24 protein-coding genes are annotated in these 24,564 nt (G+C 73.6%); 10 read left to right on the forward strand and 14 right to left on the reverse strand.

The genetic code is table 11. The annotated features are described in order from the left end of the window. The first annotated feature begins 1 nt into the window (after position 1). From nadA to M3185_RS11315, 4 genes are read left to right on the forward strand one after another with little or no spacing between them, the layout of a single operon-like run. A complete protein-coding gene (gene nadA / locus M3185_RS11300) occupies positions 2–1,300 on the forward strand; it encodes a quinolinate synthase NadA (protein WP_251333775.1) in 1,299 nt (432 codons plus the stop codon). Next, positions 1,297–3,003, forward strand: a complete 1,707-nt coding sequence (nadB, locus tag M3185_RS11305; protein ID WP_251333776.1) for an L-aspartate oxidase — start codon at positions 1,297–1,299, stop codon at positions 3,001–3,003. Before nadA ends, nadB begins: the two co-directional genes overlap by 4 nt. Further along, entirely contained in the window at positions 2,997–3,896 is a 900-nt protein-coding gene (gene nadC / locus M3185_RS11310; RefSeq protein WP_251333777.1) for a carboxylating nicotinate-nucleotide diphosphorylase, read from the forward strand. The genes nadB and nadC overlap by 7 nt, the downstream gene beginning before the upstream one ends. 2 nt (positions 3,897–3,898) lie before the next feature. Continuing rightward, positions 3,899–5,068: a cysteine desulfurase family protein gene (locus tag M3185_RS11315; RefSeq protein ID WP_251333778.1), complete on the forward strand. Its 1,170-nt coding sequence runs from the start codon at positions 3,899–3,901 to the stop codon at positions 5,066–5,068. Positions 5,069–5,087: 19 nt separating this feature from the next. Here the strand turns inward: M3185_RS11315 and menE are convergent, their stop codons facing one another. Both menE and M3185_RS11325 read right to left on the reverse strand, forming a co-directional pair. Next, positions 5,088–6,620, reverse strand: a complete 1,533-nt coding sequence (gene menE / locus M3185_RS11320; protein ID WP_251333779.1) for an o-succinylbenzoate--CoA ligase — start codon at positions 6,618–6,620, stop codon at positions 5,088–5,090. Positions 6,621–6,746: 126 nt separating this feature from the next. Beyond that, positions 6,747–7,229: a MarR family winged helix-turn-helix transcriptional regulator gene (locus tag M3185_RS11325; RefSeq protein ID WP_251333780.1), complete on the reverse strand. Its 483-nt coding sequence runs from the start codon at positions 7,227–7,229 to the stop codon at positions 6,747–6,749. Positions 7,230–7,410: 181 nt separating this feature from the next. Between M3185_RS11325 and M3185_RS11330 the strand changes: the two genes are divergently transcribed. The 4 genes from M3185_RS11330 (at position 7,411) to M3185_RS11345 (ending at position 11,041) form a co-directional block, all read left to right on the forward strand. Then, a complete protein-coding gene (locus M3185_RS11330) occupies positions 7,411–8,361 on the forward strand; it encodes an SDR family NAD(P)-dependent oxidoreductase (protein ID WP_251333781.1) in 951 nt (316 codons plus the stop codon). Positions 8,362–8,442: 81 nt separating this feature from the next. Next, positions 8,443–9,336 carry an amidohydrolase family protein gene (locus tag M3185_RS11335; RefSeq protein WP_251333782.1) on the forward strand — a complete coding sequence of 298 codons (894 nt, stop codon included), beginning with the start codon at positions 8,443–8,445 and terminating at the stop codon, positions 9,334–9,336. Continuing rightward, entirely contained in the window at positions 9,333–10,529 is a 1,197-nt protein-coding gene (locus M3185_RS11340) for an acyl-CoA dehydrogenase family protein (protein ID WP_251333783.1), read from the forward strand. Before M3185_RS11335 ends, M3185_RS11340 begins: the two co-directional genes overlap by 4 nt. A gap of 35 nt (positions 10,530–10,564) precedes the next feature. After that, positions 10,565–11,041: a MaoC family dehydratase gene (locus M3185_RS11345; RefSeq protein WP_251333784.1), complete on the forward strand. Its 477-nt coding sequence runs from the start codon at positions 10,565–10,567 to the stop codon at positions 11,039–11,041. 105 nt (positions 11,042–11,146) lie between these two features. Here the strand turns inward: M3185_RS11345 and M3185_RS11350 are convergent, their stop codons facing one another. The 10 genes from M3185_RS11350 to M3185_RS11395 all read right to left on the reverse strand — a co-directional run bounded on the left by M3185_RS11350 (position 11,147) and on the right by M3185_RS11395 (position 20,495). Next, the gene (locus M3185_RS11350; RefSeq protein WP_251333785.1) at positions 11,147–11,767 is read right to left on the reverse strand and encodes a superoxide dismutase; all 621 of its coding nucleotides are present in this window, start codon (positions 11,765–11,767) and stop codon (positions 11,147–11,149) included. A 116-nt stretch (positions 11,768–11,883) separates the two neighbouring features. Further along, a complete protein-coding gene (locus M3185_RS11355; RefSeq protein ID WP_251333786.1) occupies positions 11,884–12,414 on the reverse strand; it encodes an SRPBCC family protein in 531 nt (176 codons plus the stop codon). Positions 12,415–12,839: 425 nt separating this feature from the next. Continuing rightward, positions 12,840–14,048 carry an MFS transporter gene (locus tag M3185_RS11360; protein ID WP_251333787.1) on the reverse strand — a complete coding sequence of 403 codons (1,209 nt, stop codon included), beginning with the start codon at positions 14,046–14,048 and terminating at the stop codon, positions 12,840–12,842. Continuing rightward, positions 14,045–14,422, reverse strand: coding sequence for a DMT family transporter (locus M3185_RS11365; protein ID WP_251333788.1), 378 nt, complete (start codon positions 14,420–14,422; stop codon positions 14,045–14,047). The genes M3185_RS11360 and M3185_RS11365 overlap by 4 nt, the downstream gene beginning before the upstream one ends. Further along, complete coding sequence (locus M3185_RS11370; protein ID WP_251333789.1) at positions 14,412–14,729, reverse strand: DMT family transporter; 318 nt, start codon at positions 14,727–14,729, stop codon at positions 14,412–14,414. Before M3185_RS11370 ends, M3185_RS11365 begins: the two co-directional genes overlap by 11 nt. Before the next feature lie 3 nt (positions 14,730–14,732). Next, positions 14,733–16,655: an amylosucrase gene (locus M3185_RS11375; RefSeq protein ID WP_251333803.1), complete on the reverse strand. Its 1,923-nt coding sequence runs from the start codon at positions 16,653–16,655 to the stop codon at positions 14,733–14,735. A 370-nt stretch (positions 16,656–17,025) separates the two neighbouring features. Beyond that, on the reverse strand, positions 17,026–17,964 hold the full coding sequence (locus tag M3185_RS11380; protein WP_251333790.1) for an ABC transporter substrate-binding protein: 939 nt from the start codon (positions 17,962–17,964) through the stop codon (positions 17,026–17,028). 67 nt (positions 17,965–18,031) lie between these two features. Further along, on the reverse strand, positions 18,032–18,703 hold the full coding sequence (locus M3185_RS11385) for an ABC transporter permease (protein ID WP_251333791.1): 672 nt from the start codon (positions 18,701–18,703) through the stop codon (positions 18,032–18,034). Further along, positions 18,700–19,389 carry an ABC transporter permease gene (locus M3185_RS11390; RefSeq protein ID WP_251333792.1) on the reverse strand — a complete coding sequence of 230 codons (690 nt, stop codon included), beginning with the start codon at positions 19,387–19,389 and terminating at the stop codon, positions 18,700–18,702. Before M3185_RS11390 ends, M3185_RS11385 begins: the two co-directional genes overlap by 4 nt. After that, a complete protein-coding gene (locus tag M3185_RS11395; RefSeq protein ID WP_251333793.1) occupies positions 19,386–20,495 on the reverse strand; it encodes an ABC transporter ATP-binding protein in 1,110 nt (369 codons plus the stop codon). Before M3185_RS11395 ends, M3185_RS11390 begins: the two co-directional genes overlap by 4 nt. A gap of 105 nt (positions 20,496–20,600) precedes the next feature. On the opposite strand from M3185_RS11395, the gene M3185_RS11400 reads away from it, so the two are divergent. Beyond that, positions 20,601–21,128 (forward strand): 2'-5' RNA ligase family protein, encoded by a 528-nt coding sequence (locus tag M3185_RS11400; RefSeq protein WP_251333794.1) that lies wholly within the window; start codon positions 20,601–20,603, stop codon positions 21,126–21,128. A 27-nt stretch (positions 21,129–21,155) separates the two neighbouring features. Here M3185_RS11400 and M3185_RS11405 read toward each other — a convergent pair whose 3' ends face one another. Together M3185_RS11405 and M3185_RS11410 are read right to left on the reverse strand one after the other, a co-directional pair. Beyond that, complete coding sequence (locus tag M3185_RS11405; protein WP_251333795.1) at positions 21,156–21,611, reverse strand: GNAT family N-acetyltransferase; 456 nt, start codon at positions 21,609–21,611, stop codon at positions 21,156–21,158. A gap of 67 nt (positions 21,612–21,678) precedes the next feature. Further along, positions 21,679–22,680 (reverse strand): LacI family DNA-binding transcriptional regulator, encoded by a 1,002-nt coding sequence (locus tag M3185_RS11410; RefSeq protein WP_251333796.1) that lies wholly within the window; start codon positions 22,678–22,680, stop codon positions 21,679–21,681. Positions 22,681–22,918: 238 nt separating this feature from the next. Here M3185_RS11410 and hisD point away from each other — a divergent pair, with 238 nt between their 5' ends. Further along, on the forward strand, positions 22,919–24,265 hold the full coding sequence (gene hisD, locus M3185_RS11415; protein ID WP_251333797.1) for a histidinol dehydrogenase: 1,347 nt from the start codon (positions 22,919–22,921) through the stop codon (positions 24,263–24,265). The last annotated feature ends 299 nt before the right edge of the window (positions 24,266–24,564 follow it).

Here is a 24,564-nt window from a genome sequence, read left to right on the forward strand (position 1 = left end):
CATGACCTCCGTCGCCACCCGCATCGACCTGCTGCCCACCAAGCCCGCGAACCTGCCGGGCGCGCCCCTGACCGGGCAGAGCACGTGCAGCTCGGACCTCGCGACGAACCCGTGGGACTTCGCGCCCGCCGTCTCGGCCGGCTACGGCCCGGGCGCCTCCCAGGACGACGCCGTGCCCGCCGGCTCCCCGGCCCAGCCGGTCATCCCCGACGAGTACAAGCAGGCCTCCGCCGAGGAGCTCGACCACCGGATCACGGCCGCCAAGGCGGCACTGGGCGAGCGCGTGGTCGTGCTCGGGCACTTCTACCAGCGCGACGAGATCGTCCAGCACGCCGACTTCCTGGGCGACTCCTTCCAGCTCGCCCGGGCGGCCAGGAGCAAGCCGGAGGCCGAGGCCATCGTCTTCTGCGGCGTGCACTTCATGGCCGAGACCGCCGACATCCTCTCCGGCGACCACCAGTCCGTGGTCCTGCCCAACCTCGCCGCCGGGTGCTCGATGGCCGACATGGCCGACGAGGACTCCGTCGAGGAGGCCTGGGAGCAGCTCATGGACGTCCTCGGGGAGACCGCCGAGGACGGGAGGCAGACGGTCGTCCCCGTCACCTACATGAACTCCTCCGCGGCGCTCAAGGCGTTCTGCGGCCGCCACGGCGGGATCGTGTGCACCTCCTCCAACGCCGCCACGGTGCTGGAGTGGGCGTTCGAGCGCGGGCAGCGCGTGCTGTTCTTCCCCGACCAGCACCTGGGCCGCAACACCGCCAAGGCCATGGGGATTCCGCTCGGGCGGATGCCGATGTGGAACCCCGCCAAGGACCTGGGCGGCAACAGCGCGCAGGACCTGCGGGACGCCAAGGTGATCCTGTGGCACGGCTTCTGCTCCGTGCACCGCCGCTTCACCGTGGCCCAGATCGAGCAGGCCCGCGCCGAGCACCCCGGGGTGCGCGTGATCGTCCACCCCGAGTGCCCCATGCCCGTGGTCGACGCCGCCGACGAGCGCGGCTCCACCGACTACATCCGCAAGGCGATCGAGGCCGCCGAGCCCGGGACCACCTTCGCCATCGGCACCGAGGTCAACATGGTCAACCGGCTCGCCGACCAACACCCCGAGCACACGATCTTCTGCCTCGACCCGGTGGTCTGCCCCTGCTCCACGATGTACCGGATCCACCCCGGCTACCTCGCCTGGGTGCTCGAGGAGCTCGTCGCCGGCCGCGTGATCAACCAGATCACGGTGGATCCCGAGACCGCCCGGGACGCCGAGGTGGCGCTCGAGCGGATGCTGGCGGCGCTGCCGCGGTGACCACGCACCGGACCCCCCGCGTGGTCGTGGTGGGGAGCGGCATCGCCGGCCTCACCGCGGCCCTCGAGGCCTCGGCGCGAGGCCTCGACGTCGTGCTGCTGAGCAAGGCCGGGCTGGCGGACACGAACACCGCCCGGGCCCAGGGCGGGATCGCCGCCATGACGGCGTCCCTGCCCAGTGGACAGGCCGGCGACACCGCCCTCCTCCACGTCCAGGACACCCTGGCCGCCGGGGCCGGGCTCTGCGACGACGACGCCGTGCGCACCCTCGTGCGGGCGTCGGCGGCCGCCGTCTCCGGCCTCGTGGAGCGCGGCGTGGAGTTCGACCGCACCGCCGGCCCGGACTCGCCCTGGGTCGAGGGCCTCGAGGGCGCCCACTCCGTGCCGCGGATCCTGCACGCCGGCGGTGATGCGACCGGGCGGGAGATCGAGCGGGCCCTCCTGGCCGCGGCCCTGGACGCCGAGGCCCGCGGGCGGCTGCGGATCCTGCGGCGGACGATGCTCCTCGACCTCGTCGTCCCGGCCGGGCACCGGGTGACCGGCGTCCTCGTGCTGGAGTCCCCGGACGACCGGCTGCACCGGCTGCCCGCCGACGCCGTGGTGCTCGCCACCGGCGGGGCCGGCCAGCTCTATCCGCACACCACGAACCCGGCCGTGGCCACCGGCGACGGCATCGCCGCCGCCCTGCGGGCCGGGGCCGCCGTGGCGGACCTCGAGTTCGTCCAGTTCCACCCCACCGCGCTGGCCGCCCCCGGGTGCTTCCTCGTCTCCGAGGCCGTGCGCGGCGAGGGCGCCGTGCTGCGCGACGCCACCGGCCGGCGCTTCCTCAAGGGTGCGCACCCGCGCGCCGAGCTCGCCCCGCGCGACGTCGTGGCCCGCGAGAACGTCCGCCGCTGCCTGGAGCAGGGCGGGCGGCCGGTGCTGCTCGACTGCACCGGGATGCTCCCCCCGGAGGGAGGCCCCCACGCGGGCCGCACGACCGCCGAGTTCCTCGCACGCCGCTTCCCGACCATCGACGCGGCCGTGCGCGCCCACGGGATCGACTGGTCCCGGGAGCCCGTGCCCGTGACCCCGGCGGCGCACTACCTCATGGGCGGGATCGCCACCGACGACGCCGCCCGCACGACCGTCCCCGGCCTCTACGCCGTGGGCGAGTGCGCGGCCACGGGCGTGCACGGGGCCAACCGGCTCGCCTCCAACTCCCTGCTCGAGGGCGCGGTGTTCGGGGCCCGCGTCGCGGCCGCGCTGGCGGCGGACCTGCGGGACGGGCCCGGCCCACGGATCCGTCCCGCTCCGGTCGCCTCCGCCCCCCGGGTCCTGCCGGGAGCGGCGGCGGACGGTCCCGCGTTCGACCGGGGCGGGTTCCAGGCCGCGATGTGGGCCGGCGCCGGCGTGCTGCGCGACGGCCCCGGGCTCGAGGCGCTCGCACGGCGGCTCGCCGCCCTCCGTCCGCCGGCGGGGCTCTCCCGCGCCGCGGTGGAGGACCGGAACCTGCTGGCCGTGGGCCGGGCCCTGGTGGCCGCGGCGCTGCACCGCACCGAGTCCCGCGGGGCGCACCACCGCGCGGACACCCCCGTCCCGGACCCCGCGCAGGCCCGGCGGACCTTCTGGCGCGTGGCGGAACCGGCCGCAGTCCGGACCGGTACGTCCCTGACCCGTTCATATGCCCCCAACGCCATGTTCGAGAGGATCCCCGCATGCTGACCCGAGCCGCCATCACCGAGGTCGTGGAGCGAGGGCTCGCCGAGGACGCCCCCTGGGGGGACATCACCTCGGAGCACCTCATCCCCGCGGCCACCACGGCCCGCGCCGAGCTCGTGGCCCGGGAGGCCGGGGTCTTCTCCGGCGGCCAGGTCCTCGCCGCGACCTTCACCGCCGTTGACCCGGCCGTGGTCGTGGAGCTGCTCCTCGCCGACGGCGACCCCTTCGACGCCGGGGCCGTGCTCGCCACCGTAACCGGGCCCGCCCGCGCCGTGCTCACCGGTGAGCGGGTGGCCCTGAACCTGACGCAGCGGATGTGCGGGATCGCCACGCTCACGGCCCGCTACGTGGCCGCGGTCGAGGAGACCGTGGCCCGCGTGGAGCAGGCCGCGAACCTCCCGCCCGGGACCATCACGCGCACCCGCGTGGCCGACACCCGCAAGACCACCCCGGGGCTGCGGGCGCTGGAGAAGCACGCCGTGCTCAGCGGCGGCGGCCACAACCACCGGCACTCGCTCTCGGACGCCGTGATGGCCAAGGACAACCACCTCGCCCTGCTCACGGCCGACGGGACGGACCTGACCGGCGCGCTGCGCGGGCTGCGCCGCCGCCTGCCCCACACGGTGCACCTCGAGGTCGAGGTGGACCGGCTCGACCAGATCGAAGCGGTCCTGGCCGGCGGGGCGGACACCGTCCTGCTGGACAACTTCTCGGTCGACGACCTGGTCAGCGGTGTCGCCATCATCGACGGGCGCGCGACCGTCGAGGCGTCCGGCGGCGTGAGCCTGGAGACGATCGGGGACATCGCCGCCACCGGGGTGGACGTCGTCTCGGTGGGCGCGCTCACCCACTCGGCCCGGAACCTGGACCTGGGCCTGGACGTCCGGCTGGACTGACCGTGCTGTACCTGGACCACGCCGCGACCACCCCCGTGCGACGGGAGGTGCTCGAGGCCATGTGGCCGTACCTGACCGGGACGTACGGCAACGCGTCGAGCCACCACGAGGCCGGCCGCCGGGCCCTGGCCGGGCTGGACGCGGCCCGCGCGACGGTCGCGGAGGTGCTCGGCTGCCGGCCGGCCGAGGTGGTCTTCACCTCCGGCGGCACGGAGGCCGACAACCTCGCGGTCAAGGGCATCGCCCTGGGCCGGCGCGACCGCGACCCGGGGCGCACGCACGTCGTGACGAGCGCGATCGAGCACTCCGCGGTCCTCGGCTCCGCCCGGGACCTGGCCCGCTGGGACGGCTTCGGGCTCACCGAGCTGGGCGTCTCCTCCGAGGGCCTGGCGGACCCGGCGGAGCTCGCCGGGGCTGTCCGCGCGGACACGGCGGTGGTATCCGTGATGCATGCGAACAACGAGACGGGTGCGGTTCAGGCGATCGCCGAGCTGGCTGCGGTGGCTCGGGCGCGGCAGGTCCCGTTCCATACGGATGCGGTCCAGGCGGCCGGGTCGCTGGAGCTGGACGTACACGCGCTCGACGTGGCGGCGCTGAGCGTCGCCGGGCACAAGATCGGGGCGCCCAAGGGCACCGGCGCGCTCTACCTGCGCCGCGGCACGCCGCTGCGGCCGCTGCTCAGCGGCGGCGGGCACGAGCGCGGCCGGCGCTCCGGGACCTCGGACGTGGCGGGGGCGGTCGGCCTCGCCGTGGCGCTGCGGCTCGCCGCCGAGGAGCGGCCCGCCAAGGCCGCCCGGCTCTGCGCCGTGCGGGACCGGCTGATCGCCGGGATCCTCGCCGCCGTGCCCTCGGCCGTGCTGACCGGTCCCGATCCGTGGCGGCACCCGGCGGCACGGCTGCCGGGCCACGCCTCGTTCTGCTTCCCCGGCGTCAACGGGGAGTCGGTCCTGGTGGACCTGGAGGCCCGCGGGCTGCTCGTCTCCTCCGGCTCGGCCTGCGCCGCCGGGGGCACCGAGGCCTCCCACGTGCTCACCGCCATGGGGTATCCGCCCGAGGTCGCCACCACGGCCGTGCGGTTCACCCTGGGCGCCGACCTCGCGCCGGAGCAGGTGGACGCCGTCGTTGCGGCGACCCGGGACGTCGTCGAACGGCTCTCCCCGGCCCCGGGCTGACCCGCCGGTCCGCTCCCGGTCAGCGGGCGGCCTGCTCGCGCAGGACGTTCTTGCGGATCTTGCCGGACGCGGTCCGGGGCATCTCGGCCACGAGGCTCAGCGTCTTCGGGATCTTGTAGCGGGCCAGCCGGCCCGCGAGGTGCTCCTGGACCTGCTCCGCGGTGAGCTCGTGCCCCTCCCGCGGGACGACGACGGCGTGCGGGACCTCGCCCCACTTCTCGTCGGCCACGCCGATGACCGCGACGGCCGCGACGGCCGGCAGCTCGAGGATCGCCGCCTCGACCTCCGCGGGGTAGATGTTCTCCCCGCCGGAGATGATCATGTCCTTGATCCGGTCGGAGACGAACAGGTAGCCGTCCTCGTCCAGGTAGCCCATGTCCCCGGAGTGGAACCACTCCCCCTCGAAGGAGCCGGCGGCGTCGGGGCGGTTCCAGTACTCCGTGATCACGTTGGGCCCGGAGACGAGGATCTCGCCCTGCTCGCCCGGGCCCACCGGCGTCCCCGCGGGATCGGCGATCCTCACGTCGGTGAAGAAGTGCGGCAGCCCGGAGGAGCCCGCCTTCTCCCGCGACTTCGCCGCGGGCAGGTGGGTGGCGCCGGGGGCCGTCTCGGTCATCCCGTAGTTCATGGTGAACGCCAGCCCGCGGCTCTCGTAGGCCTCGAGGACCCGCAGGGGCACGGCCGAGCCGCCGCACGAGAGCTTGGTGAGCGAGGAGAGGTCCGTCGACTCCCACGCCGGGTGCTCGCACAGCAGCTGGAAGGTCGTGGGCACGCCGGAGAGCGAGGTGACCCGGTGCTGCTCGACGAGCTGCAGCACGCGGCCCGGCTCGAACTTCGACTCGAGCACGAGCGTGGCGCCCTTGAGCAGCGCGGGCAGCACCCCCATCCCGAGCGAGGCGACGTGGAACATCGGGGAGATCATGAGCGACACGTCGGTGGAGGCCAGGTCGTAGTCGACCAGGACGTTGAAGCAGTTCCACGTGAAGTTGCCGTGCGTGAGGCAGGCTCCCTTGGGGCGGCCGGTCGTGCCCGAGGTGTAGAGGATGAGGGCGAGGTCGTCGAGCGCCACGGGGACGTCCTGCGTCCAGGGCTGCGCCGCGTCGGCCACCGACGCGAGCGTGGGGACCTCGCCGGCGGTCTCCTCGCCGGCGGTCTCCACGGCGACGACCCAGCGGGTGAGCCGCGGGAGGCCCCGGGCGGCCGGCTCGGCCAGACCCGTGAGGGCCGCGTCGTGGATCAGCACCGACACGCCCGCGTCCTCGAGCTGGTAGCGGATCTCCGGGGCGGCCAGGCGGGTGTTGAGCGGGACGAGCACCGCCCCGAGCGCGCCCGCCGCGAACAGGACCTGGAGGAACTCGGGGCTGTTCTCCCCGAGGACCGCCACGCGGTCGCCGGGACGCACGCCGTGGGCGGACAGCGCACCCGCCAGCCGGTGGGTCCGGTCGTGCAGCTCGGCGTAGGTGAGGGCGCGCTCCCCGTGGACCACGGCCGTCTTCGGGCCCGACTTCTCCAGCCGGCGGGTCAGCCACGATCCCAGTCCCTGATTGCGCATGCGGTCGCCTCCTGAGGCACTCGTCCATACCAATAGTTGAAAAAATCTATTATTGGTGGGGTCAGACTAGTGAGAGGTGCATCACGTTGTCCAGGGGCGGCGGAGGGTTTCTCCGGGCCCCGTGGACTAGAGGGCTGCCTTCTGCAGGAGGCGGAGCAGGTCCTGGCGCTCGGCCACGGAGAGCCCGTCGAGCGACTCGGCCGCGGCGGCCGCCACGAGCCCCTGGGCCTCGGCGTAGAGCTCCCGGCCCGCCCCCGTGGGCGCCACGATCTTCGAGCGGCGGTCCCGGGGGTCGGTGCGGCGCTCGACGGCGCCCCGCTGCTCGAGCTCGTCGATGATGGAGACGATCTGGCTCGGGTCCAGCACGAGGAACTGGCTGAGCTCCCGCTGGGTGGGCTCCTCCCCGCTGCAGGCCAGCGCCAGCACGGAGTAGTGGCGCACCTTGAGCCCCAGGTCCGCGAGCGCGCGGTTCGCCGCGGCGGAGCCCGTCGAGGCGAGCCGGGCCATGAGGAAGAACGACTCGCCGGCCAGGTCGGTCCCCGCCAGGCGCTCGATGCCGCCGGGGAGAGAGTCGTCCCGGGCGGTGAAGGCGGGCGGCTGTGCGGTCATGGCGGCGGTCCTCCGGCGGGGGCGATGGGTCTCCAGGATAGGAGGGGACGACACCAGCATAGATGGAACTTCTTAACTGTTGACATTTTCAACTAACGGCGGTGGAATGGTCGGGACCCCACAGCGGTGACCGGCGTCACGCACGGCGGCCCCCCGGACCCGAGCACGAGGAGTTCCTCCCATGACCGACAACAGCACCGCACCGCTGACCGGCAAGGTCGCCGTCGTCACCGGCTCCGGCCAGGGCCTCGGCCTGGCCTACGCCCAGGAGCTCGCCCGCCAGGGCGCGGCCGTGGTGATCAACGACGTGGACCAGCAGACCGCCGAGGCCGCGGTGGCCTCCATCACCGGGGCCGGCGGGCGCGCCGTGGCCGTGGTGGCCCCGGTGGGCACCACCGAGACCGCCACCGCCCTGGTCGCCGGCGCCGTGGAGGCGTTCGGGCGCCTGGACGTCCTGGTCACCAACGCCGGGGTGCTGCGCGACAAGTCCCTGCTGAAGATGACCGACGAGGACTTCGACCTGGTGATCCAGGTGCACCTGCGGGGCACCTTCACCTGCGTGCGCGAGGCCTACCGGTACTTCAAGGACAACGGCGTGGCCGGGCGCATCATCACCATCGGCTCCCCCACCGGCCAGTACGGCAACTTCGGGCAGACCAACTACGCCGCCGCCAAGGCCGGCATCGTGGGCATGGTCCGCACCTGGGCCCTGGAGATGAGGAAGGCCGGTGTCACCGCCAACGTCGTCGTCCCCGTGGCCGCCACCGCCATGACCGAGACCATCCCCTACTTCGCCTCCGCCGTCGAGGCCGACCGGGCCGGGGAGCCCATGCCCGCGTTCTTCCGCAAAGAGCTGGGCTTCGGCACTGCCGCCGACGTCGCCGGGCTGGTCGCCTACCTCGCCTCCGACGACGCCGCCGGGATCACCGGCCAGGCCATCGGCGCCGGCGGCGACCGCCTCCAGGTGTTCAGCCACCCCCGCCCCGTGGTCACCGAGTACCACGACGGGGGCTGGACCTTCGAGGCCCTGCGCGAGCAGTTCCCGGCCATCATCGAGGGCCACCTCCAGCCGGTCGGCGAGACGTTGCCGCCGCTGCCGGAGGAGCTCCAGCCCGAATCCGCGACCCAGTAATTCCGGGGACCAAGCACTCCCCTACAGACCCACTGAACACTTCGTAGATCCGCAACCAGTCGCGGATCCGAAAGGACCGCTATGACCTACGAGTACGGGCTCGACCTCGCGTCCCTGGACGCCATCGACATGCACGTGCACATCGAGTGCGACGGCCACGGGCACTCCTCCCTGCCGGAGGTACTGAACGAGGCGTCCGCCAAGTACTTCAAGGCGGAGGACCGCTCCCCGTCCCTGGACACCATCGCGGAACGCTACCGGCAGTGGAACATGGCCGCCGTCGTCTTCACCGTGGACGCCACCACCGCCCTGGGGCATGCGCCCAACTCCATCGAGGAGATCGCCGAAGGGGCCGCTCGCAACAACGACGTGCTCATCCCCTTCGGCTCCGTGGACCCGCACCAGGGTGCCGCGGCGGTGGAGCGGGCGAAGAAGCTCGTGGAGCACCACGGGGTGAAGGGCTTCAAGTTCCACCCCTCCCTGCAGGGCTTCGATCCCTCGGACCAGCGCTTCTACCCCCTCTACGAGGCGATCCAGGCCCTCGGGGTGCCGGCGCTGTTCCACACCGGGCAGAACGGCATGGGCGCGGGCCTGCCCGGCGGGGGCGGGATCAAGCTGGGCTACTCCAACCCGCTGCTGCTGGACGCGGTGGCCGCGGACTTCCCCGAGCTGCAGGTGATCATGGCCCACCCCTCGGTGCCGTGGCAGGAGGAGGCCAACTCCATCGCCACGCACAAGGCCAACGTGTGGATCGACCTCTCCGGCTGGTCGCCCAAGTACTTCCCCGAGTCCCTGGTGAAGGCCTCCAACGCGATGCTCCAGGACAAGGTCCTCTTCGGCACCGACTACCCGCTGATCACCCCGCAGAAGTGGCTGGGCGCCTTCGAGCAGCAGTCCTTCAAGGACGAGGTCCGCCCGAAGATCCTCAAGGACAACGCAGTGCGCCTGCTGGGCCTGGACGGGGCCGCGTCGTGAGCGCACAGCCCGGGCGGACCCGCCTCTACGCGGACTGCGACCCCTACGGGGTCGAGAACCGGCTGACCGAGGCGGAGAAGGCGCCGCTGCACCGGCTGCGCCGGGTCCTGGAGGACGAGGTCAGGCCGCTGCTGGCCGAGTACTGGGAGGCCGGCGAGTTCCCCGACCAGATCGCCCCGTCACTGCGCGCCCTGGACCTCATGGCCCCGCCCGAGCTCACCGCCGGCGGCGGAACCCCCCGCTCGCTCTACCACGGGTTCCGGACCTTCGAGCTCGCCCGCACGGACGCCTCCGTCGCCACGTTCTACACCGCCCAGGCCGGGCTGTTCCGCACGGCCTGCCGCGTGGGGGCCACGCCCGAGCAGTTCGCGCAGTGGGACCCGAGGATCACCTCCTTCGAGATGACCGGCGTGTTCTGCCTGACCGAGCCCGACCACGGCTCCGACATCGCCGGCGGCCTGGCCACCACGGCCCGGCGCGAGGGCGACCAGTGGGTGCTCACCGGCGCGAAGCGCTGGATCGGGGGCGCCTTCACCGCGGACCTCCTGGCCGTCTTCGCCCGCGACGAGGCCGACGGGCAGGTCAAGGGCTTCCTCGTGGACCGGCAGGCCCCCGGCGTGCGGCTGGAGAAGATCCGCGGCAAGACCTCCCTGCGCATGATGCAGAACGCCGACATCCACCTCGAGGACGTCCGGGTGCCCGAGTCCATGCGGCTGGGCCGGGTGAACTCCTTCAAGGACGTCGCCGCGATGCTGCGCGCCATGCGCTCGGACGTCGCGTGGATCGCCACCGGCATCCAGGCCGGCGCCTACGAGGCCGCCCTGCGCTACGTGCGGCAGCGCGAGCAGTTCGGCCGCCCGATCGGCAGCTTCCAGCTGGTCCAGGAGAAGCTGGCCCGCATGCTCGGCAACGTCACGGCGTCGCTGGCCATGGTCGCCGGTCTGGCCGAGCAGCAGCAGCAGGGCGTCTACCGGGACGAGGACTCCGCCCTGGCCAAGATGTGGATCAGCCTGCGCATGCGCGAGACCGTCGCCCTGGCGCGGGAGCTCGTGGGCGGCAACGGCATCACCCTGGCCCACGACGTCGCCCGCTTCCACGCCGACGCCGAGGCCGTCTACTCCTACGAGGGCACCCACGAGATCAACGCCCTCGTGGTCGGCCGCTCGCTCACCGGCACCAGCGCCTTCGCCTGACCTCCCACCGACCACCAGCACCCAAGGAGAACACCATGACCGCAGCACCGACCCAGCCCAACACCGTCGTCGCCTTCGACCAGGTCAAGGACCTGATCGGCAAGAACCTCGGCCACTCCGCCTGGCGGGAGATCACCCAGGAGCAGGTGAACACCTTCGCCGAGGCCACCGACGACCACCAGTGGATCCACGTCGACCCGGAGCGGGCCAAGGAGGGCCCCTTCGGCGCCCCGATCGCCCACGGCTTCCTGACGCTGTCCCTGCTCATCCCCATGTGGTCCGAGCTCTTCGACGTCACCGGCGTGAGCACCAAGGTCAACTACGGCCTGGACAAGGTCCGCTTCACCGCCCCGGTCAGGGTGGGCTCGCGGATCCGCATGACGGTCACGATCACCGACGTCCAGGAGGTCAAGGGCAACGGCCTGCACCTGGTGGCCGACGGCACGATCGAGATCGAGGGCGAGGAGCGGCCCGCGGTCGTCGCGACGTTCCTCAACCGCTTCTACGCCTGAGCGCGGGCCCCGGTCCCGCAGCGGCACAGGACCCCCGGACCGTGCGGTCCGGGGGTCCTGCTCGCGGCTGCCGGCGCGGTCCGCGCCGACGGTGCGGGGCGGGGATCAGATGAGCGACTTGGCCCCGGCGCGCGCGGCCTCGAAGCGGGCCTGGACGTCGGCCCAGTTGACGATGTTCCACCAGGCCTTGACGTAGTCGGCCTTGACGTTCTGGTAGTCGAGGTAGAAGGCGTGCTCCCACATGTCCAGCTGCAGCAGCGGGATCGTGGCGACCGGCACGCCGTTCTGCTGGTCGTACATCTGCTCGATGACCAGGTTGCCGCCGATCGGCTCGTAGGCGAGGATCGCCCAGCCCGAGCCCTGGATGGTGGTGGCCGCAGCGGTGAAGTGCGCGCGGAAGCCGTCGAAGGACCCGAAGTGGTCGTCGATGGCGGCCGCCAGCTCGCCCTCGGGCTTGTCGCCGCCCTCCGGGGAGAGGTTCTGCCAGAACACCGAGTGGTTGACGTGCCCGCCCAGGTTGAACTGCAGGTCCTTGGACAGCTTGGCCGCCGCGGCGCCGTCGCCGTTGGCGCGGGCCTCCGCCATCTTCTCCAGGGCGGTGTTGGCGCCCGCCACGTAGGTGGCGTGGTGCTTGTCGTGGTGCAGCTCCATGATGCGGGCGGAGATGTGCGGCTCCAGCGCGGCGTAGTCGTAGGGGAGATCGGGAAGGGTGTACTTCTCGGCCATAGGAGAGTCCTTTCGATAGCTGTCGTGTGGTCCCACCCTCGTCCCGCCCGCGACGGGGGGTCAAGGAGGTTCCGCCACCAGCGTACGGTGCCCGCCCGGTCGGGGACGGCGGGGCCTCAGAAGAACTCGGGCGGCGGATCCTGCGTGCAGCGCGGCGGGTGCGGGGTCAGCACCGACGGCACCGTGAACTCGAACTGCCCGGTCTCCAGCAGCCGCTTGAGCGTCTCGAGGTTGCGCCGCACGTTGCGCCGCGAGGTCGCCTCGACGGCGGGGGTCAGCCACGCCTTGGACTGGGTGCAGCGGGCGTCGAGGACCGTCTCGATCCGGGTGCCGCCGTCCGTGGCGTCCCAGCGGGTGTCCACGAACAGGTCGACCAGTCCCCGGGTGGTGCGCATGGCGACGTTCCGGCCCGGGACGTGCTCGGAGACGATGGTCACGTAGGGGAAGCGGAGGGGTCCGTAGCGGCCGGTGAACTCCAGGCACGTACCGGTCTGGAGCACCGGGGTGCTGGCCCGCACCTCTCCGCGCACGCCGCGGTGCCACGCGGCGAAGCACCCCGGGTCCAGCAGGAACCGCTCGACCAGGCCGGCCTCGGCCGCCACGAGCGTGCTCCCGACCACGCGGAACGTCGCGGAACCCTGGGCCATGGCATCCTCCGTCGCTCCCCGTCGGTCCGGCACCCGCGCAGCACGGGAGTGCACACGGCGGGCAGCGCGTTCACATGTGCACACATCTACTGTACCGAGGAGCCGGGTCCGGGCACAGCGGCTCCGTGCACATCCCGTGGAGAAGGTTGTCCACAGGTGTGGACGACCGTGTGAAAAAAGCCCCCGCCGGCCGGACGGGGACCGCTCGCGCCGCGCCGTGGCAGGCCCGCGCCGGGCCGGGCACCCCGGCGGAGGCACGATTCCACCCGTGCAGGTTATCCACCCTGTGGACGAGCGCTGTGGACAAGCTGTGGGCAGCTGCGGGCAGGACCACCCGGGCGCTGCCCCGGAGGGGGGGCACGCCGCCGCCCGTCCACGGAAACGGGGACGACAGGGCGGTCGGCGGTCCGCCGGACGGGGGACGTCTAGCGCCGGGGCCGCGCCCGGGCGAGCACGCAGAGCCCGGCGCAGCCCAGGTAGCAGCCGAGCACCACGGCCCAGCCGGCGCCGAAGGAACCGGTGAGCTGGACGACACCGCCCATGACCAGGGGGCCGCTGCAGAACCCGGCGTAGAGGCCCCTGGTCACGACCCCGGAGGACGCTCCCACCCGGTCGGCAGGCACCGCCCGCATCGCCCCGGACATCACCACCACGCTCACCGCGAGCGCGGCCCCGCCGTGCAGCACCGCGGCGGGCCACACGGCCCACGCGAAGCCGGGGACCAGGGGCGCGGCCAGCAGCAGCACGGCGCTCACGGCCGCGCCCAGGGCCATGAGCAGGAGCAGCAGGAAGCCGTCGGTCCCGGGCCGGTCCATGACGCGGGCCCACAGGACGCGGGAGGCGATGCCCAGCAGCGCGGAGACCGACACCGTGGCCCCCGCGGTGACGAGGTCGAACCCGAGCGCCCGGTGGGCGAACAGGGGCAGGTACACGTTGCCCGCCTGCATCCCGAGCCCCATCAGCGCGGCGGCCGCGGCGTACGCGTGGACGACGCCGGGCATCCGGGCCCGGACCGGGCCGGGGCGGGGCGCGGGCGCCCGTGCCGCGCCCGGGTCGCCGTGGTTGTCCGGGACCGTGGCCCACCCGTGCACGAGCAGGACGAGGGTGAGGACCACGGCCACGACGACGGCGGCCCGCCAGCCGAGCAGCAGCCCGAGCACGGGGAAGCTCAGGCCCGCCACGAGCTGCGCGGCCTGCACCCCGGCCTGCTTGACCCCCAGCCAGCTCGCGCGCCGGGTGGCGGGAACGTGCAGGCGGATGAGACGGTTGGTGGCGGGGTTGGCCATCACCTGGCCGAGCCCGGAGAGGACCATGGCCGCGAGCAGCACCGCGTAGTCCGGGGCGAGGGCGGAGAGGACCATCGACGCGGCGGCCCCGCCGAAGATGACGGCCAGCAGGGTGCGGGCCCTCAGCCGGTCCGTCCAGCGCCCCGTGCGCACGGCCGTGGTGGCGGCGGTGAAGAAGGTCACCGCCGCGAGCAGCCCGAACTGGCCCTCCGTGATCCCCAGGTCGGCGATGACCAGCGGGGCCATGGCCGAGAGACTGTGGTTGAGCAGGGGGCCCACCGCCATGGTCGCGACGAGCACGACCATGAGAGCGGGCCCGGGCGCCGCCGCGCCCGCCGGCCGGCTCACCGGCCCTCCTCGGGGGCCCGGCCCTCGGCGGCCCGCAGCCCCACGACGCAGGCGACGATCCCGGCGAGGAACAGGGTCTTCAGCGGCGACAGCTGCTCCTGTCCCGTGGCGACGGCCCACGCGACGGTCAGCACCGCGCCGATGCCGGTCCACACGGCGTAGGCGGTGCCCATGGGAATGGTCCGGGCGGCCCGGCCCAGGGTCAGCATGCTCAGGGCGAGCGCGAGAGCGAACACCACGGTCGGACCCGGCCGGCCGAAGCCCTGGGAGGCGCCCAGGGCCGTGGCCCACACCGCCTCCAGGATCCCGCTGAGCACGAGCAGGGCCCAGGCCCGGGAGCGCCGGGCCCCCGCGGCGGAGGAGTCAGCCGACAAGCTTGAGCCCGATCACGCAGCCGATGATGCCGAGCACCAGGAGGACCTTGGCGGGCGTCGCGGACTCCCGGCCGGTCAGCATCGACCAGGCGACGGTCAGGGCGCCCCCGATGCCGGCCCACACCGCGTACGCGGTGCCGGTGGGCACGGACGTCATGGCGTGGGCGAGGCCCAGCATGCTCGCGGTCGCGGCCACGGCGAACACCGCGACGGGCACGGGCCGGCGCAGGCCCTCGGACGCGGCGAGGGCGGAGGCCCACACCGCCTCCAGCACGCCGGAGAGCACCAGCACGATCCACGCGCCCACAGGTCAGCTCTTCGGCACGGCCCGGACCCACAGGAACCCGTGGGCGTCGAGCAGCACGCCGTTGCGCAGGTCGAGCTCGGTGTTGCCGTGCAGCTCGACCGCCTGGGGCAGGAAGCCGGAGAGGGTCTCGCCCGTGACGAACTGGGACCAGTCCGAGAAGTTGGCCAGGCACAGCACCACCGTGTTGACGCCGGGGCGCTGGTAGCCGAGCACGTGGGGGTTGCGGGCGTCGAAGGGCACGAGCGCGTTGCCGTCGAACTCGGGGGCGTTCCGGCGGACCTCGACCATCCGGCGGATGCCGCCGAAGATCCGGCCCTGCACCGAGAAGAGGTCGTGGCGGCGCTCGTAGTCCTGCACCGGCCGGGGCGGGCGGTGCACCCACCGGGCGTCGCCGGCGTGGGTGGGGTCCTGGTCCCAGGCGGGGTCGTTGAGCTGGCCGACCTCGTCGCCGAGGTAGAGCAGGGGCACCCCGCCGGTGCTCATCGCCACGGAGTGGGCCAGCAGGATCCGGTCCACGGCGGGGCCGGGCTCCGTGGCGAGGCCCAGCAGCGAGGCCGTGGTGCCGCACACCCGGCAGTCGCCCGTGCGCGGGTTCTCCTGGAACGGCACGCCGTCGGCGAAGCTGCCGGGGAAGCGGCCGGTGTAGAAGGCGTTGAGGAAGCGGCGGTGGTCGTGGCCGTTGACGCCGAGCCGGGCGGCGTCCTCGTCGGAGAACGTCCAGCCGATGTCGTCGTGGCCGCGGACGTAGTCCACCCACGCGGTGCCCGGGGGCAGGGCGTGGCGCTCCGCGAGCGCCTGCGCCAGCAGCTTCGGCTCGCGGGTGGCCATCGCCTCCCACGTGAGGGCCATCTGCAGGGGGTTGTAGGAGAGCTGGCACTGGCCGGGCTCGATGTAGCGGGCGACCTCGTCCGGGTGCACGATGGCCTCGGACTTGAAGAGCACCGACGGCGCGGCGATCCGGCACACGGCGTTGAACGCGCGCAGCAGCACGTGCGCCTGGGGGAGGGACTCGCAGGGGGTGCCCAGCTGCTTCCAGATGAACGCGACCGCGTCCATCCGCAGCACCTCGACGCCCTGCGCGGCGAGGAAGAGCATCTCCGCCGCCATGGCGCGGAAGACCGCCGGGTTCGCGTAGTTGAGGTCCCACTGGAACGAGTAGAAGGTGCTCCACACCCAGCGGGGGTCGTCCTCGTGCGCCCGGACCCGTGTGAAGGAGCCCGGGTGGTCGTCGGGGAAGATCTCGCGGGTGGTGCGCTCGAACTGCTCCGGCACGGTGCGGTCCGGGAAGATCCAGTAGTAGTCCTCGTACTCGCGCTCGCCGGCGGCCGCCCGCCGCGCCCACTCGTGCTCGTTCGAGGTGTGGTTGAAGACGAAGTCGAGGACCAGGCTGATGCCGTGGCGGCGCAGCTCCCGGCCCAGCTCGGCGAGCTCCTCCATGGTGCCCAGCCGGGGGTCCACCCGGCGGTAGGAGGAGACGGCGTAGCCGCCGTCCGAGTTGCCCTCGGGCGCCTCGAACAGGGGCATGAGGTGCAGGTACGTCAGGCCGAGCTCCTGGAAGTACGGGATCCGGTCGCGGATCCCCTGCAGGCTCCCGGCGTAGCGGTCCACGTAGCAGACGCCGCCGAGCATCTGCCGCGAGCCGAACCACGCGGGGTCCTGCTCGCGCCGGGCGTCGAGCTCCTTGAGGTCCTCCGGGCGCTCCTGCCAGGAGCGCAGCAGCAGCAGGGCCAGCTCCGTGAGCTGGTCCAGGAAGTCCTCGCGCCTGCCGTAGATCTCGGCGAAGAGGAGGGTGAGCCGGGGGAAGTGCGCGTCGAACCGGCGCGCGAAGTCCTCCCATCCGGGACCCGGTGCGCGGCGGCCCTGGATCCGCTGGCGCACGCACGCGGTGATGACGCGCGCCTGGTTCTCCGGCGACAGCCCGGGCATCCCGGACGGACTGGTGTTCGGCACACTGCTCCCTCGGTCGTCCGCCCCGGGGAGGGGGCGGTCTCCGAGCTCGAGATCCTCCTTGACGCCGAGCCCACGAATCGGTTCCGGGCACACCCCGGCCGCTGCGGCGAGGGGGTGGCCCGCCTCTCAGCATACTGATGTGCCCGCGCCATTTCAGCGGATGACCGGCGCGCTCTCCACACACCTGTGCACAGAGTTCTCCACAGGTGTGGACACGGTGTGGGGAAACCGGCGGCGGACCGGCCCCGGCTCCCTGTCTCCCCACGTCAGGCGGGGACCGCCGGGGGCCCGGGGCTGGGGACGGCGTGTGGACAAGGCTGTGCAACGCGCCGGGTGCGTCCCCGGCTCAGTACCCGTTGGCGGAGAGCCACTCCTGTGCGGCGTCGGCGGGGCTGGCCTGCTCCTCCCCGCCGACCTTCCGGTTGAGGTCGGTGAGGTCCTCCGTGGTGAGCTTCGCGGAGAGCCCGTCGAGGGCCTCCACCGCCTCCGGGGACAGCCGGTCCTCGGCCGCCAGCGGGAGCACCTGCTGGGCGATGAAGAGGTTCTCCGGGTCCTCCAGCACCACGAGGTCGTTGTCGGCGATGGCCGGCGTGGTCGTGAAGATGTCCGCGACCTGCACGTCCCCGTCGAGGAGGGCCTGGACGGTCAGGGGCCCGGCGGCGTCGTTGATCGCCTCGAAGGACCTCGGCACGCAGCCGTACTTCTCCTCGAGGCCGGGCAGGCCGTAGGCGCGCTCGGCGAACTCGGGCGGGCCGCCGATCACCAGCTGGTCGCAGACCTCGGCCATGTCGACGATGCTCGTCAGCCCGTAGCGGTCCGCGGTCTGCCGGGTGACGACCATGGCGTCCTTGTTCTGCGCCTCGGCGGGCTCGAGCACCGTGAGGCCCTCGGGCAGCGCGTCCGGCAGGGCGGTCACGATCTCCTCGGCGGAGCTCGCGGTGGCCTCGGGGTCGGCGAAGAGGAGCAGGTTGCCGGAGTAGTCCGGGACCACGTCCACGGACCCGTCCTGGACCGCCCCCACGTACGCCTCGCGGGCGCCGATGCCGGGGCTCGTCTCCGCCTCGATCCCGGCGGACTCCAGCGCCCCGGCGTAGAGCTCGGCCACGATCTGGCTCTCGGTGAAGTCCGCGGAGCCCACGGTCACGGTCTCCCCGGAGGCCGCCGTGGTCCCGGCGTCCCCGGCGAGGGGGTCGCCGCTCGAGCCGCAGGCGGTCACGCCCAGCAGCAGGGCCGCGAGCACGGCGGGCGCGGCGAGCCGCAGGCGGGAGGCGGGAGCAGGGGTCATGGTGGTTCTCCTGTCGGTCGGTGCGGGCGGGTCGGGCGCGGGCCGGACGGGGCCGGGGACCAGCGGGTCAGGCGGCGGCGAGGCGCAGCCCCGGGGAGGTGGACAGGCGCTGGACGAGGGCGAGGACGGCGTCCACGGCCAGCGCCAGCACGGCCACGAGCACCACGGAGCCGAGCATGCGGGCGTAGTCGCGCACCGCCAGCCCGTCGATGAGGTAGCGGCCGAGGCCGCCGAGGTTGATGTAGGCGACCACGGTGACGGTCGCCACGACCTGCAGGGCGGCGTTGCGGATCCCGCCCAGCACCACGGGCAGCGCGTTGGGCAGCTCCACGCGGGCCAGCAGCTGGCGGGGGGTCATGCCCATGGCGGTCCCGGCGTCCTTGAGGGCCGGGGACACGTTGGCGATCCCCGCGTAGGTGCCCGAGAGGACCGGCGGGATCGCGAGGAGCACCAGCGCGAGGACCGGCGGCAGCAGGCCGAGCCCCAGGAGGAGGGTGAACAGGGTGAGCAGCCCGAGGGTCGGCAGCGCGCGCAGGGCTCCCGCGAGGCCGACGACGACGCCGCTGCCGCGCCCCGTGTGCCCGACCCACAGGCCCAGCGGGACCGCCACGGCCAGGGCGAGCAGCAGCGTCAGGCCACTGTAGGCCAGGTGCTCCAGCATCCGCGCCGGGATGCCCGCGGGCCCGGACCAGTTCCCGGGGTCGGCCAGCCAGTCGAGGGCGGCGGCGAACAGGCTCATGCGGCGGCCCCCCGGCCCAGGGCGAGGACGCGGGCCGTCGCCGGCCGGGCGGTCCCGGCGCGCTGCCAGCGCGTCAGGGCGGAGCCGGCCCCGCGCAGGACCAGGTCCAGGAGCACCGCGAGGACCACGGTGAGCGCGATCCCCACGGCGATCTCCTCGAGGATCGACCGCCGCAGCCCGTCGGTGAACAGGGTCCCGAGGGACTGGACGCCGATCACGGCGCCCACGCTGACCATGGAGATGTTGCTGACGGTGGCCACGCGCAGCCCGGCGACGAGCACGGGCACCGCGAGGGGCAGCTCCACGGCGAGGAACCGCCGCAGCGGCCGGTAGCCCATCGCGGTGGAGGCCTGCAGCACGTCCGCGTCCACGGACTCGAAGGCGTCCACGGAGGAGCGCACGAGGATCGCCACGACGTAGAGGCTCAGCGCCACGACCACGTTGACCACGGAGGTGATCCGCGTGCCGAGCACCAGGGGCAGCACCACGAACAGGGTCAGGGAGGGGATCGTGTAGAGCAGCGAGGAGCCGGTGACGACCAGCGGCCGCAGCACCCGGTGGCGGGTGGCCAGGCGGGCCAGCGGGATCGCGACCAGGGTCCCCAGGAGCACGGGCAGCACCGACTGGAGCAGGTGCATGCCCGTGAGCTCGAGGACGAGGGGCCAGTTCCGGCCCGTCCAGCTCATCGCCGGGCCCTCCCGCCCAGCCGGGCGTCCTCGACGGCCGCGACGATGTCCGCGGGGTCCATGACCCCGACGGCCCGCCCGGCCTCGTCCACGACCACGGCGAGGCCCGAGGGGGAGGACAGGGCGGCGTCCAGGGCGCTGCGCAGGGACCCGCCGGGCCGGTGCAGGGTGCCTCCGACCACGGGGTCGTCCTCGGCGCCGGTGCGCACCCAGCCGCGCGGGGCGCCGTCGTCGTCGACCCGCAGGGACCACCCCCCGGGGAGGGGTCCGTCCCCCGGGCCGACGACGCCCGGGGAGCCGTCGGGGCGCACCGTCCCGACCGGGCGGAGCGGGATGTCGCGGGCCGAGTCGAAGGTCAGGGAGCGGAAACCGCGGTCACGGCCCACGAAGTCGGCCACGAAGTCGTCGGCGGGCGACCGGAGCAGCTCCTCCGGGGTCGCGTACTGGGCGAGCCGGCCGCCCGCGGCGAAGACCGCGACCCGGTTGCCGAGCAGGATCGCCTCGTCGATGTCGTGGGTGACGAACACGATGGTGCGGTGCAGGCGGCGCTGGAGGTCCAGCAGCTCCCGCTGCAGGTCCTGGCGCACCACGGGGTCCACGGCCGAGAACGGCTCGTCCATGAGCAGCAGCGGCGGGTCCGCGGCGAGGGCCCGGGCCACGCCCACGCGCTGCTGCTGCCCGCCCGAGAGCTGGGCGGGATAGCGCCCGGCCAGCGACGCGTCGAGGCCCACCGTGGCCAGCAGCTCCCGGGCGCGCTCGCGGGCCTGCCGCTTGGGCACGCCGTTGAGCCGGGGGACGGTCGCGACGTTGTCGACCACGGTGCGGTGCGGCAGCAGGCCCGACTGCTGCATGACGTAGCCCATGGAGCGGCGCAGCTCGTGGGCGGGGACGGAGGCGACGTCGCGGCCCTCCACGGTCACCGTGCCCGACGTCGGCTCGACCATGCGGTTGATCATGCGCAGGGAGGTGGTCTTGCCGCAACCGGAGGGGCCCACGAAGACCGTGAGGGAGCCGCGGGGGATCTCGAGGTCGAGGGCCTCGACGGCCGTGGTGCCGTCGGGATACGTCTTGCCGGCGCCGTCGAAGCGGATCGCGATGTCCGTCATGGAGGTCCTCCCGTAGCCGTGCCGCCAGTATAGGGCGAGGCCTTCCCGGGACCGCCGGCGTCCTGTCCGTAGAATCCCCAGCAGGATCCCCACAGGAGGTGGCCGGTGCACAGCCTCGAACTGCTGCTCGACGACGCGGCGGAGGCCAGCGTGCGCGCGGACTGGGACCGGCTGCTGGCGGCCGGGCTGCCCAGCTCGGGCCGGCACGGCTCCCCCACCAACGCCCCGCACATCACCCTCGTCGCGGCCCCGTCCCTCGCCCCGGAGACCGTCCCGGGGATCGACGAGCGGGTCGCCGCGGCCGCCGGGTTCGTGGACCTGCCCCTGACCAGCGCGGGCGTGCTGCTGTTCGGGCCGGGCCGGGGCGGCTACGTGCTGGTGCGGCAGGTCGTCACCACGCCCGAGCTGCTCGAGCTGCACCGGCGCGTGTGCACCGCCGTGCGCCCGGTCCCGGGCCAGGTGCGCACCTCGTACCCGGGGGCCTGGACCCCCCACATCACCCTGGCCCGCCGGATGCGCCCCGAGCAGCTGGCCCAGGCGCTGGCGGTCCTGGAGCCGCCCCCCGAACCGCTGCGCGCCGTGGGCCTGCGCCGCTGGGACGCCGACGCGCGCACGGTGGTGCGGCTGGCCTGAGCGCCCCGGCCCCGCCGGGACGGCGGCTCACAGGGCGAGCTCGTAGTAGAAGGACAGGGCGCCGTCGCCGTCCTCGAAGCGCCGGAAGCCCATCGACTCGTAGAGCCCGCGCGCGGCCACGTCGTCCTCCGTGGTCGTCAGGTCCACGAGGTCGGCCCCGCCGGAGCGGGCCCCCTCGACCACCGCCGTGAGCAGCGCCCGGCCCACCCCCTCGCCCCGGCGCTCGGGCACCACGTAGAGCTCGGCGAGGTACCACTCGTCGCCGGGCGACCACAGCGAGGGCCGGACCCGGACCACGGCGATCCCGTCGGGGCCCCCGCCCGCCAGCAGCACGAGCGTCCCGCCGCGGTCCACCAGCTCCACGAGCCGGCGCGCCAGCCAGCCGGCGCCCGGGGTGGGCGCGGCGAACTCCGTGTTGAAGGCGTCGAGCAGCCGGCCCGCCGCAGGGGCGTCCCCGGGGCCCATGGCCCGTACGTGCACCATGCGCCGATGCTCCCACCCCGACGGGCGCCCCGGCCAGGGCCCGCTGCCCGGGACCGGGCCGGCCCCCTCACGCCGTGGCGGCCGCACCGGTGCTGCCCCGCACGATGAGCTTGCACGGGAAGGACCGCTGCTGCGCCGGCCGGGCGGGGTCCGCGAGGCGCTCGAGGAGCATCCGAGCCCCGGCACGGGCCATCTCGCGGCTGGGCTGGCGGACCGTGGTGAGGTCGAAGGAGGGCCAGGAGGCCATGTCGACGTCGTCGTAGCCGATGACCCAGCAGTCCCCCGGAGCGGACAGGCCACGGCTCCGCAGCGCGTCCAGGGCGCCGAAGGCCATGTAGTCGTTGGCGCAGAAGACGGCCTCCGGCGGATCCGCGCGCGCCAGCAGCCGGCTCGTCACGTGCTGGCTGGCATCGTGCGAGAAGTCGGCGTGGAACCGCAGGTCCTCCGGCACGGGGTGGCCCAGGTGCTGCATGCGCTCGAGGAAGCCGCGGGCGCGGTCACGGGACGTGCTGGCGCCCGGGAGGCCGCCGATGTACGCGGCGCGGGTCCGGCCGTTCTGGTGGAGGTAGTCGGCGACCGCCGCCCCTCCGGCCACGTTGTCGCTGACGACCTGGTCGGCGTCGAGGCCCTCGACGACGCGGTTGATGAGCACGATCGGGCTCTGCTTCTCGACCGCCACCTGCAGCTCGACCGTCTCCCCCGTGGCGGTGGTGAAGATCACCCCGTCCACGGCGCGCTCGCGGATCGCGCTGAGCGCGTCGTGGTGGCTGCCGCCCCCGGCGTTCCACAGGACCACCCGGTAGCCGGCGCCGTCGAGCTCCCGCGTGAGCTCGTCGAGGACCTCGGGATAGAAGGGGTTGGTGACGTCCTTGACGACGACCCCGACGGTGCGCGCCCGGCGGGTCTTCATCGCCTGCGCTCCGGCGTGGGGGACGTAGCCGAGCGCCTCCATCGCCGCCTGCACCTTGAGCCGGGTCTCGGGGGCGATGTTGGTCGCGGAGGACAGGACCCGCGACACCGTCGCCTGCGACACGCCCGCCAGTCGCGCCACGTCGCGGCTCGTCACCATCCGGCTCTCCTCCCGTGGCCCCGTGATCGTCGGTCCGAGGTCACTGTATCCGCCCGCGGCCCGGGATCCGGGCGCTCCCGGGCGGGGATGCCAGCGAGTGGTGCATACGTATTCACAGTGCGTCACAATCCGTGACGCACCACTGTGAATACGTATACAGTAGTGCTGTGTCCTGGCTCACAGGGACTGACGGGGGGCGCCGGTGCGCCCCTCCGACCGACCAAGGAAAGGCACTTCCATGTCCACAGGAACGACCACGCCCTCGCCCGTCACCTCCACGATGCTCAAGAGCCCGGGGAAGAGCGACGCCGGCCGCGGCAGCTCCCCCGAGGTCCGGGCCATCGTGGAGGGTGTCATCGCCGACATCCGGGAGCGGGGCGACGCGGCGGTGCGCGAGTACTCGCAGAAGTTCGACAACTACGGCCCCGACTCCTTCCTGCTCACCGACGAGCAGCTGGACGAGGTCATGGCGCGGGTGCCGCAGCAGGTGATCGACGACATCACCTTCGTCCAGGAGCAGGTCCGGCACATGGCCCAGAAGCAGCTCGAGTCCCTGCAGGACTTCGAGATCGAGACCCGCCCCGGGGTGCACCTCGGGCAGAAGAACGTGCCGATCCGGGCCGCCGGCGCCTACATCCCCGGGGGCAAGTACCCGCTGCTGGCCAGCGCCCACATGACCATCGTCACCGCCAAGGTCGCCGGGGTCGAGCGGGTCGCCGCGTGCACCCCGCTGATCAAGGGCGAGATGCCGGACGCGACGATCGCGGCGATGCACCTGGCCGGCGCCGACGAGATCTACCTGCTCGGCGGCATCCAGGCCGTGGCCGCGATGGCGGTGGGCACCGAGACCATCCAGCCGGTGAACATGCTGGCCGGGCCGGGCAACGCGTTCGTCGCCGAGGCCAAGCGGCAGCTCTTCGGGGAGGTGGGCATCGACCTGTTCGCCGGGCCCACCGAGGTGCTCATCGTCGCCGACGAGCACGCCGACCCGTTCGTCGTGGCCGTGGACCTGCTCTCCCAGGCCGAGCACGGCCCCGACTCCCCCGCGGTGCTCATCACCACCAGCGAGGAGCTGGGCCGGAAGGTCATCGAGCACGTCGACGAGCTGCTCGTCGACATGCCCACCCGCGACTTCGCCGCGCCGGCCTGGCAGGACTGGGGCGCGGTGCACGTCGTCGAGACCCTCGACGACGCCTACGCCCTGGCCGACTCCTACGCCTACGAGCACGTGCAGATCCTCACGGAGAACCCCCGCGAGGCCCTCGAGAAGATGCACGACTACGGAGCGCTCTTCCTCGGCGAAGGCACCTGCGTGTCCTACGGCGACAAGGTCATCGGCACCAACCACGTGCTGCCCACCCGGGGCGCGGCGCGCTACACCGGCGGCCTGTGGGTGGGCAAGTACCTGCGCACCGTGACCTACCAGGAGGTCACCGACCGGGACTCCAGCGCCTTCTTCGGCGAGCTGTGCGGGCGCGCCTCGCGGGTCGAGCGCTTCGAGGGCCACGCCCGCTCCGGCGACGTGCGGGTCGCCAAGTACCGCGGCGGCACGCTGCCCTGGTCCGAGCACACCTTCGGGAACTGAGCCGCCGGACCGTCCTCGCCCGTCCGCTCCCCGCCCCCGGTTCCGCCGCGGGCCGGGGAGCGGACGGGCGGAGCCCCACCTCCTCCATCGCCGGTCGCCCCGCGACCACCGTCCTTCCGGAACGGAGCCTTCCATGGCCATCACCGCCTCCATGACCCCCGAGCAGGTGCGCCGCCGCACCCTGTACTCGGGCACCATCGGCGCCATCGTCGAGTGGTACGAATACACCGTCTACGCCACCGCCGCCGCCCTGGTCTTCGGGCCGCTGTTCTTCCCCGCCATGGCCCCGGGCATCGGGC

Source organism: Kocuria rosea, assembly GCF_023715525.1.
Taxonomy (GTDB): Bacteria; Actinomycetota; Actinomycetes; order Actinomycetales; family Micrococcaceae; genus Kocuria; species Kocuria rosea_A.

Bases quoted from the DNA above. Each gene is read 5' to 3' on its own strand.
- M3185_RS11355 (WP_251333786.1), bottom strand. From the start codon at position 12,414: ATGGCCCAGGGTTCCGCGACGTTCCGCGTGGTCGGGAGCACGCTCGTG.
- M3185_RS11405 (WP_251333795.1), bottom strand. From the start codon at position 21,611: ATGGTGCACGTACGGGCCATGGGCCCCGGGGACGCCCCTGCGGCGGGC.
- M3185_RS11395 (WP_251333793.1), bottom strand. From the start codon at position 20,495: ATGACGGACATCGCGATCCGCTTCGACGGCGCCGGCAAGACGTATCCC.
- M3185_RS11375 (WP_251333803.1), bottom strand. From the start codon at position 16,655: ATGCCCGGGCTGTCGCCGGAGAACCAGGCGCGCGTCATCACCGCGTGC.
- M3185_RS11385 (WP_251333791.1), bottom strand. From the start codon at position 18,703: ATGAGCCTGTTCGCCGCCGCCCTCGACTGGCTGGCCGACCCCGGGAAC.
- M3185_RS11390 (WP_251333792.1), bottom strand. From the start codon at position 19,389: ATGAGCTGGACGGGCCGGAACTGGCCCCTCGTCCTCGAGCTCACGGGC.
- nadC (WP_251333777.1), top strand. From the start codon at position 2,997: ATGCTGACCCGAGCCGCCATCACCGAGGTCGTGGAGCGAGGGCTCGCC.
- menE (WP_251333779.1), bottom strand. From the start codon at position 6,620: ATGCGCAATCAGGGACTGGGATCGTGGCTGACCCGCCGGCTGGAGAAG.
- M3185_RS11345 (WP_251333784.1), top strand. From the start codon at position 10,565: ATGACCGCAGCACCGACCCAGCCCAACACCGTCGTCGCCTTCGACCAG.
- M3185_RS11325 (WP_251333780.1), bottom strand. From the start codon at position 7,229: ATGACCGCACAGCCGCCCGCCTTCACCGCCCGGGACGACTCTCTCCCC.
- M3185_RS11380 (WP_251333790.1), bottom strand. From the start codon at position 17,964: ATGACCCCTGCTCCCGCCTCCCGCCTGCGGCTCGCCGCGCCCGCCGTG.
- M3185_RS11350 (WP_251333785.1), bottom strand. From the start codon at position 11,767: ATGGCCGAGAAGTACACCCTTCCCGATCTCCCCTACGACTACGCCGCG.
- M3185_RS11330 (WP_251333781.1), top strand. From the start codon at position 7,411: ATGACCGACAACAGCACCGCACCGCTGACCGGCAAGGTCGCCGTCGTC.
- nadA (WP_251333775.1), top strand. From the start codon at position 2: ATGACCTCCGTCGCCACCCGCATCGACCTGCTGCCCACCAAGCCCGCG.
- hisD (WP_251333797.1), top strand. From the start codon at position 22,919: ATGTCCACAGGAACGACCACGCCCTCGCCCGTCACCTCCACGATGCTC.
- M3185_RS11335 (WP_251333782.1), top strand. From the start codon at position 8,443: ATGACCTACGAGTACGGGCTCGACCTCGCGTCCCTGGACGCCATCGAC.
- M3185_RS11410 (WP_251333796.1), bottom strand. From the start codon at position 22,680: ATGGTGACGAGCCGCGACGTGGCGCGACTGGCGGGCGTGTCGCAGGCG.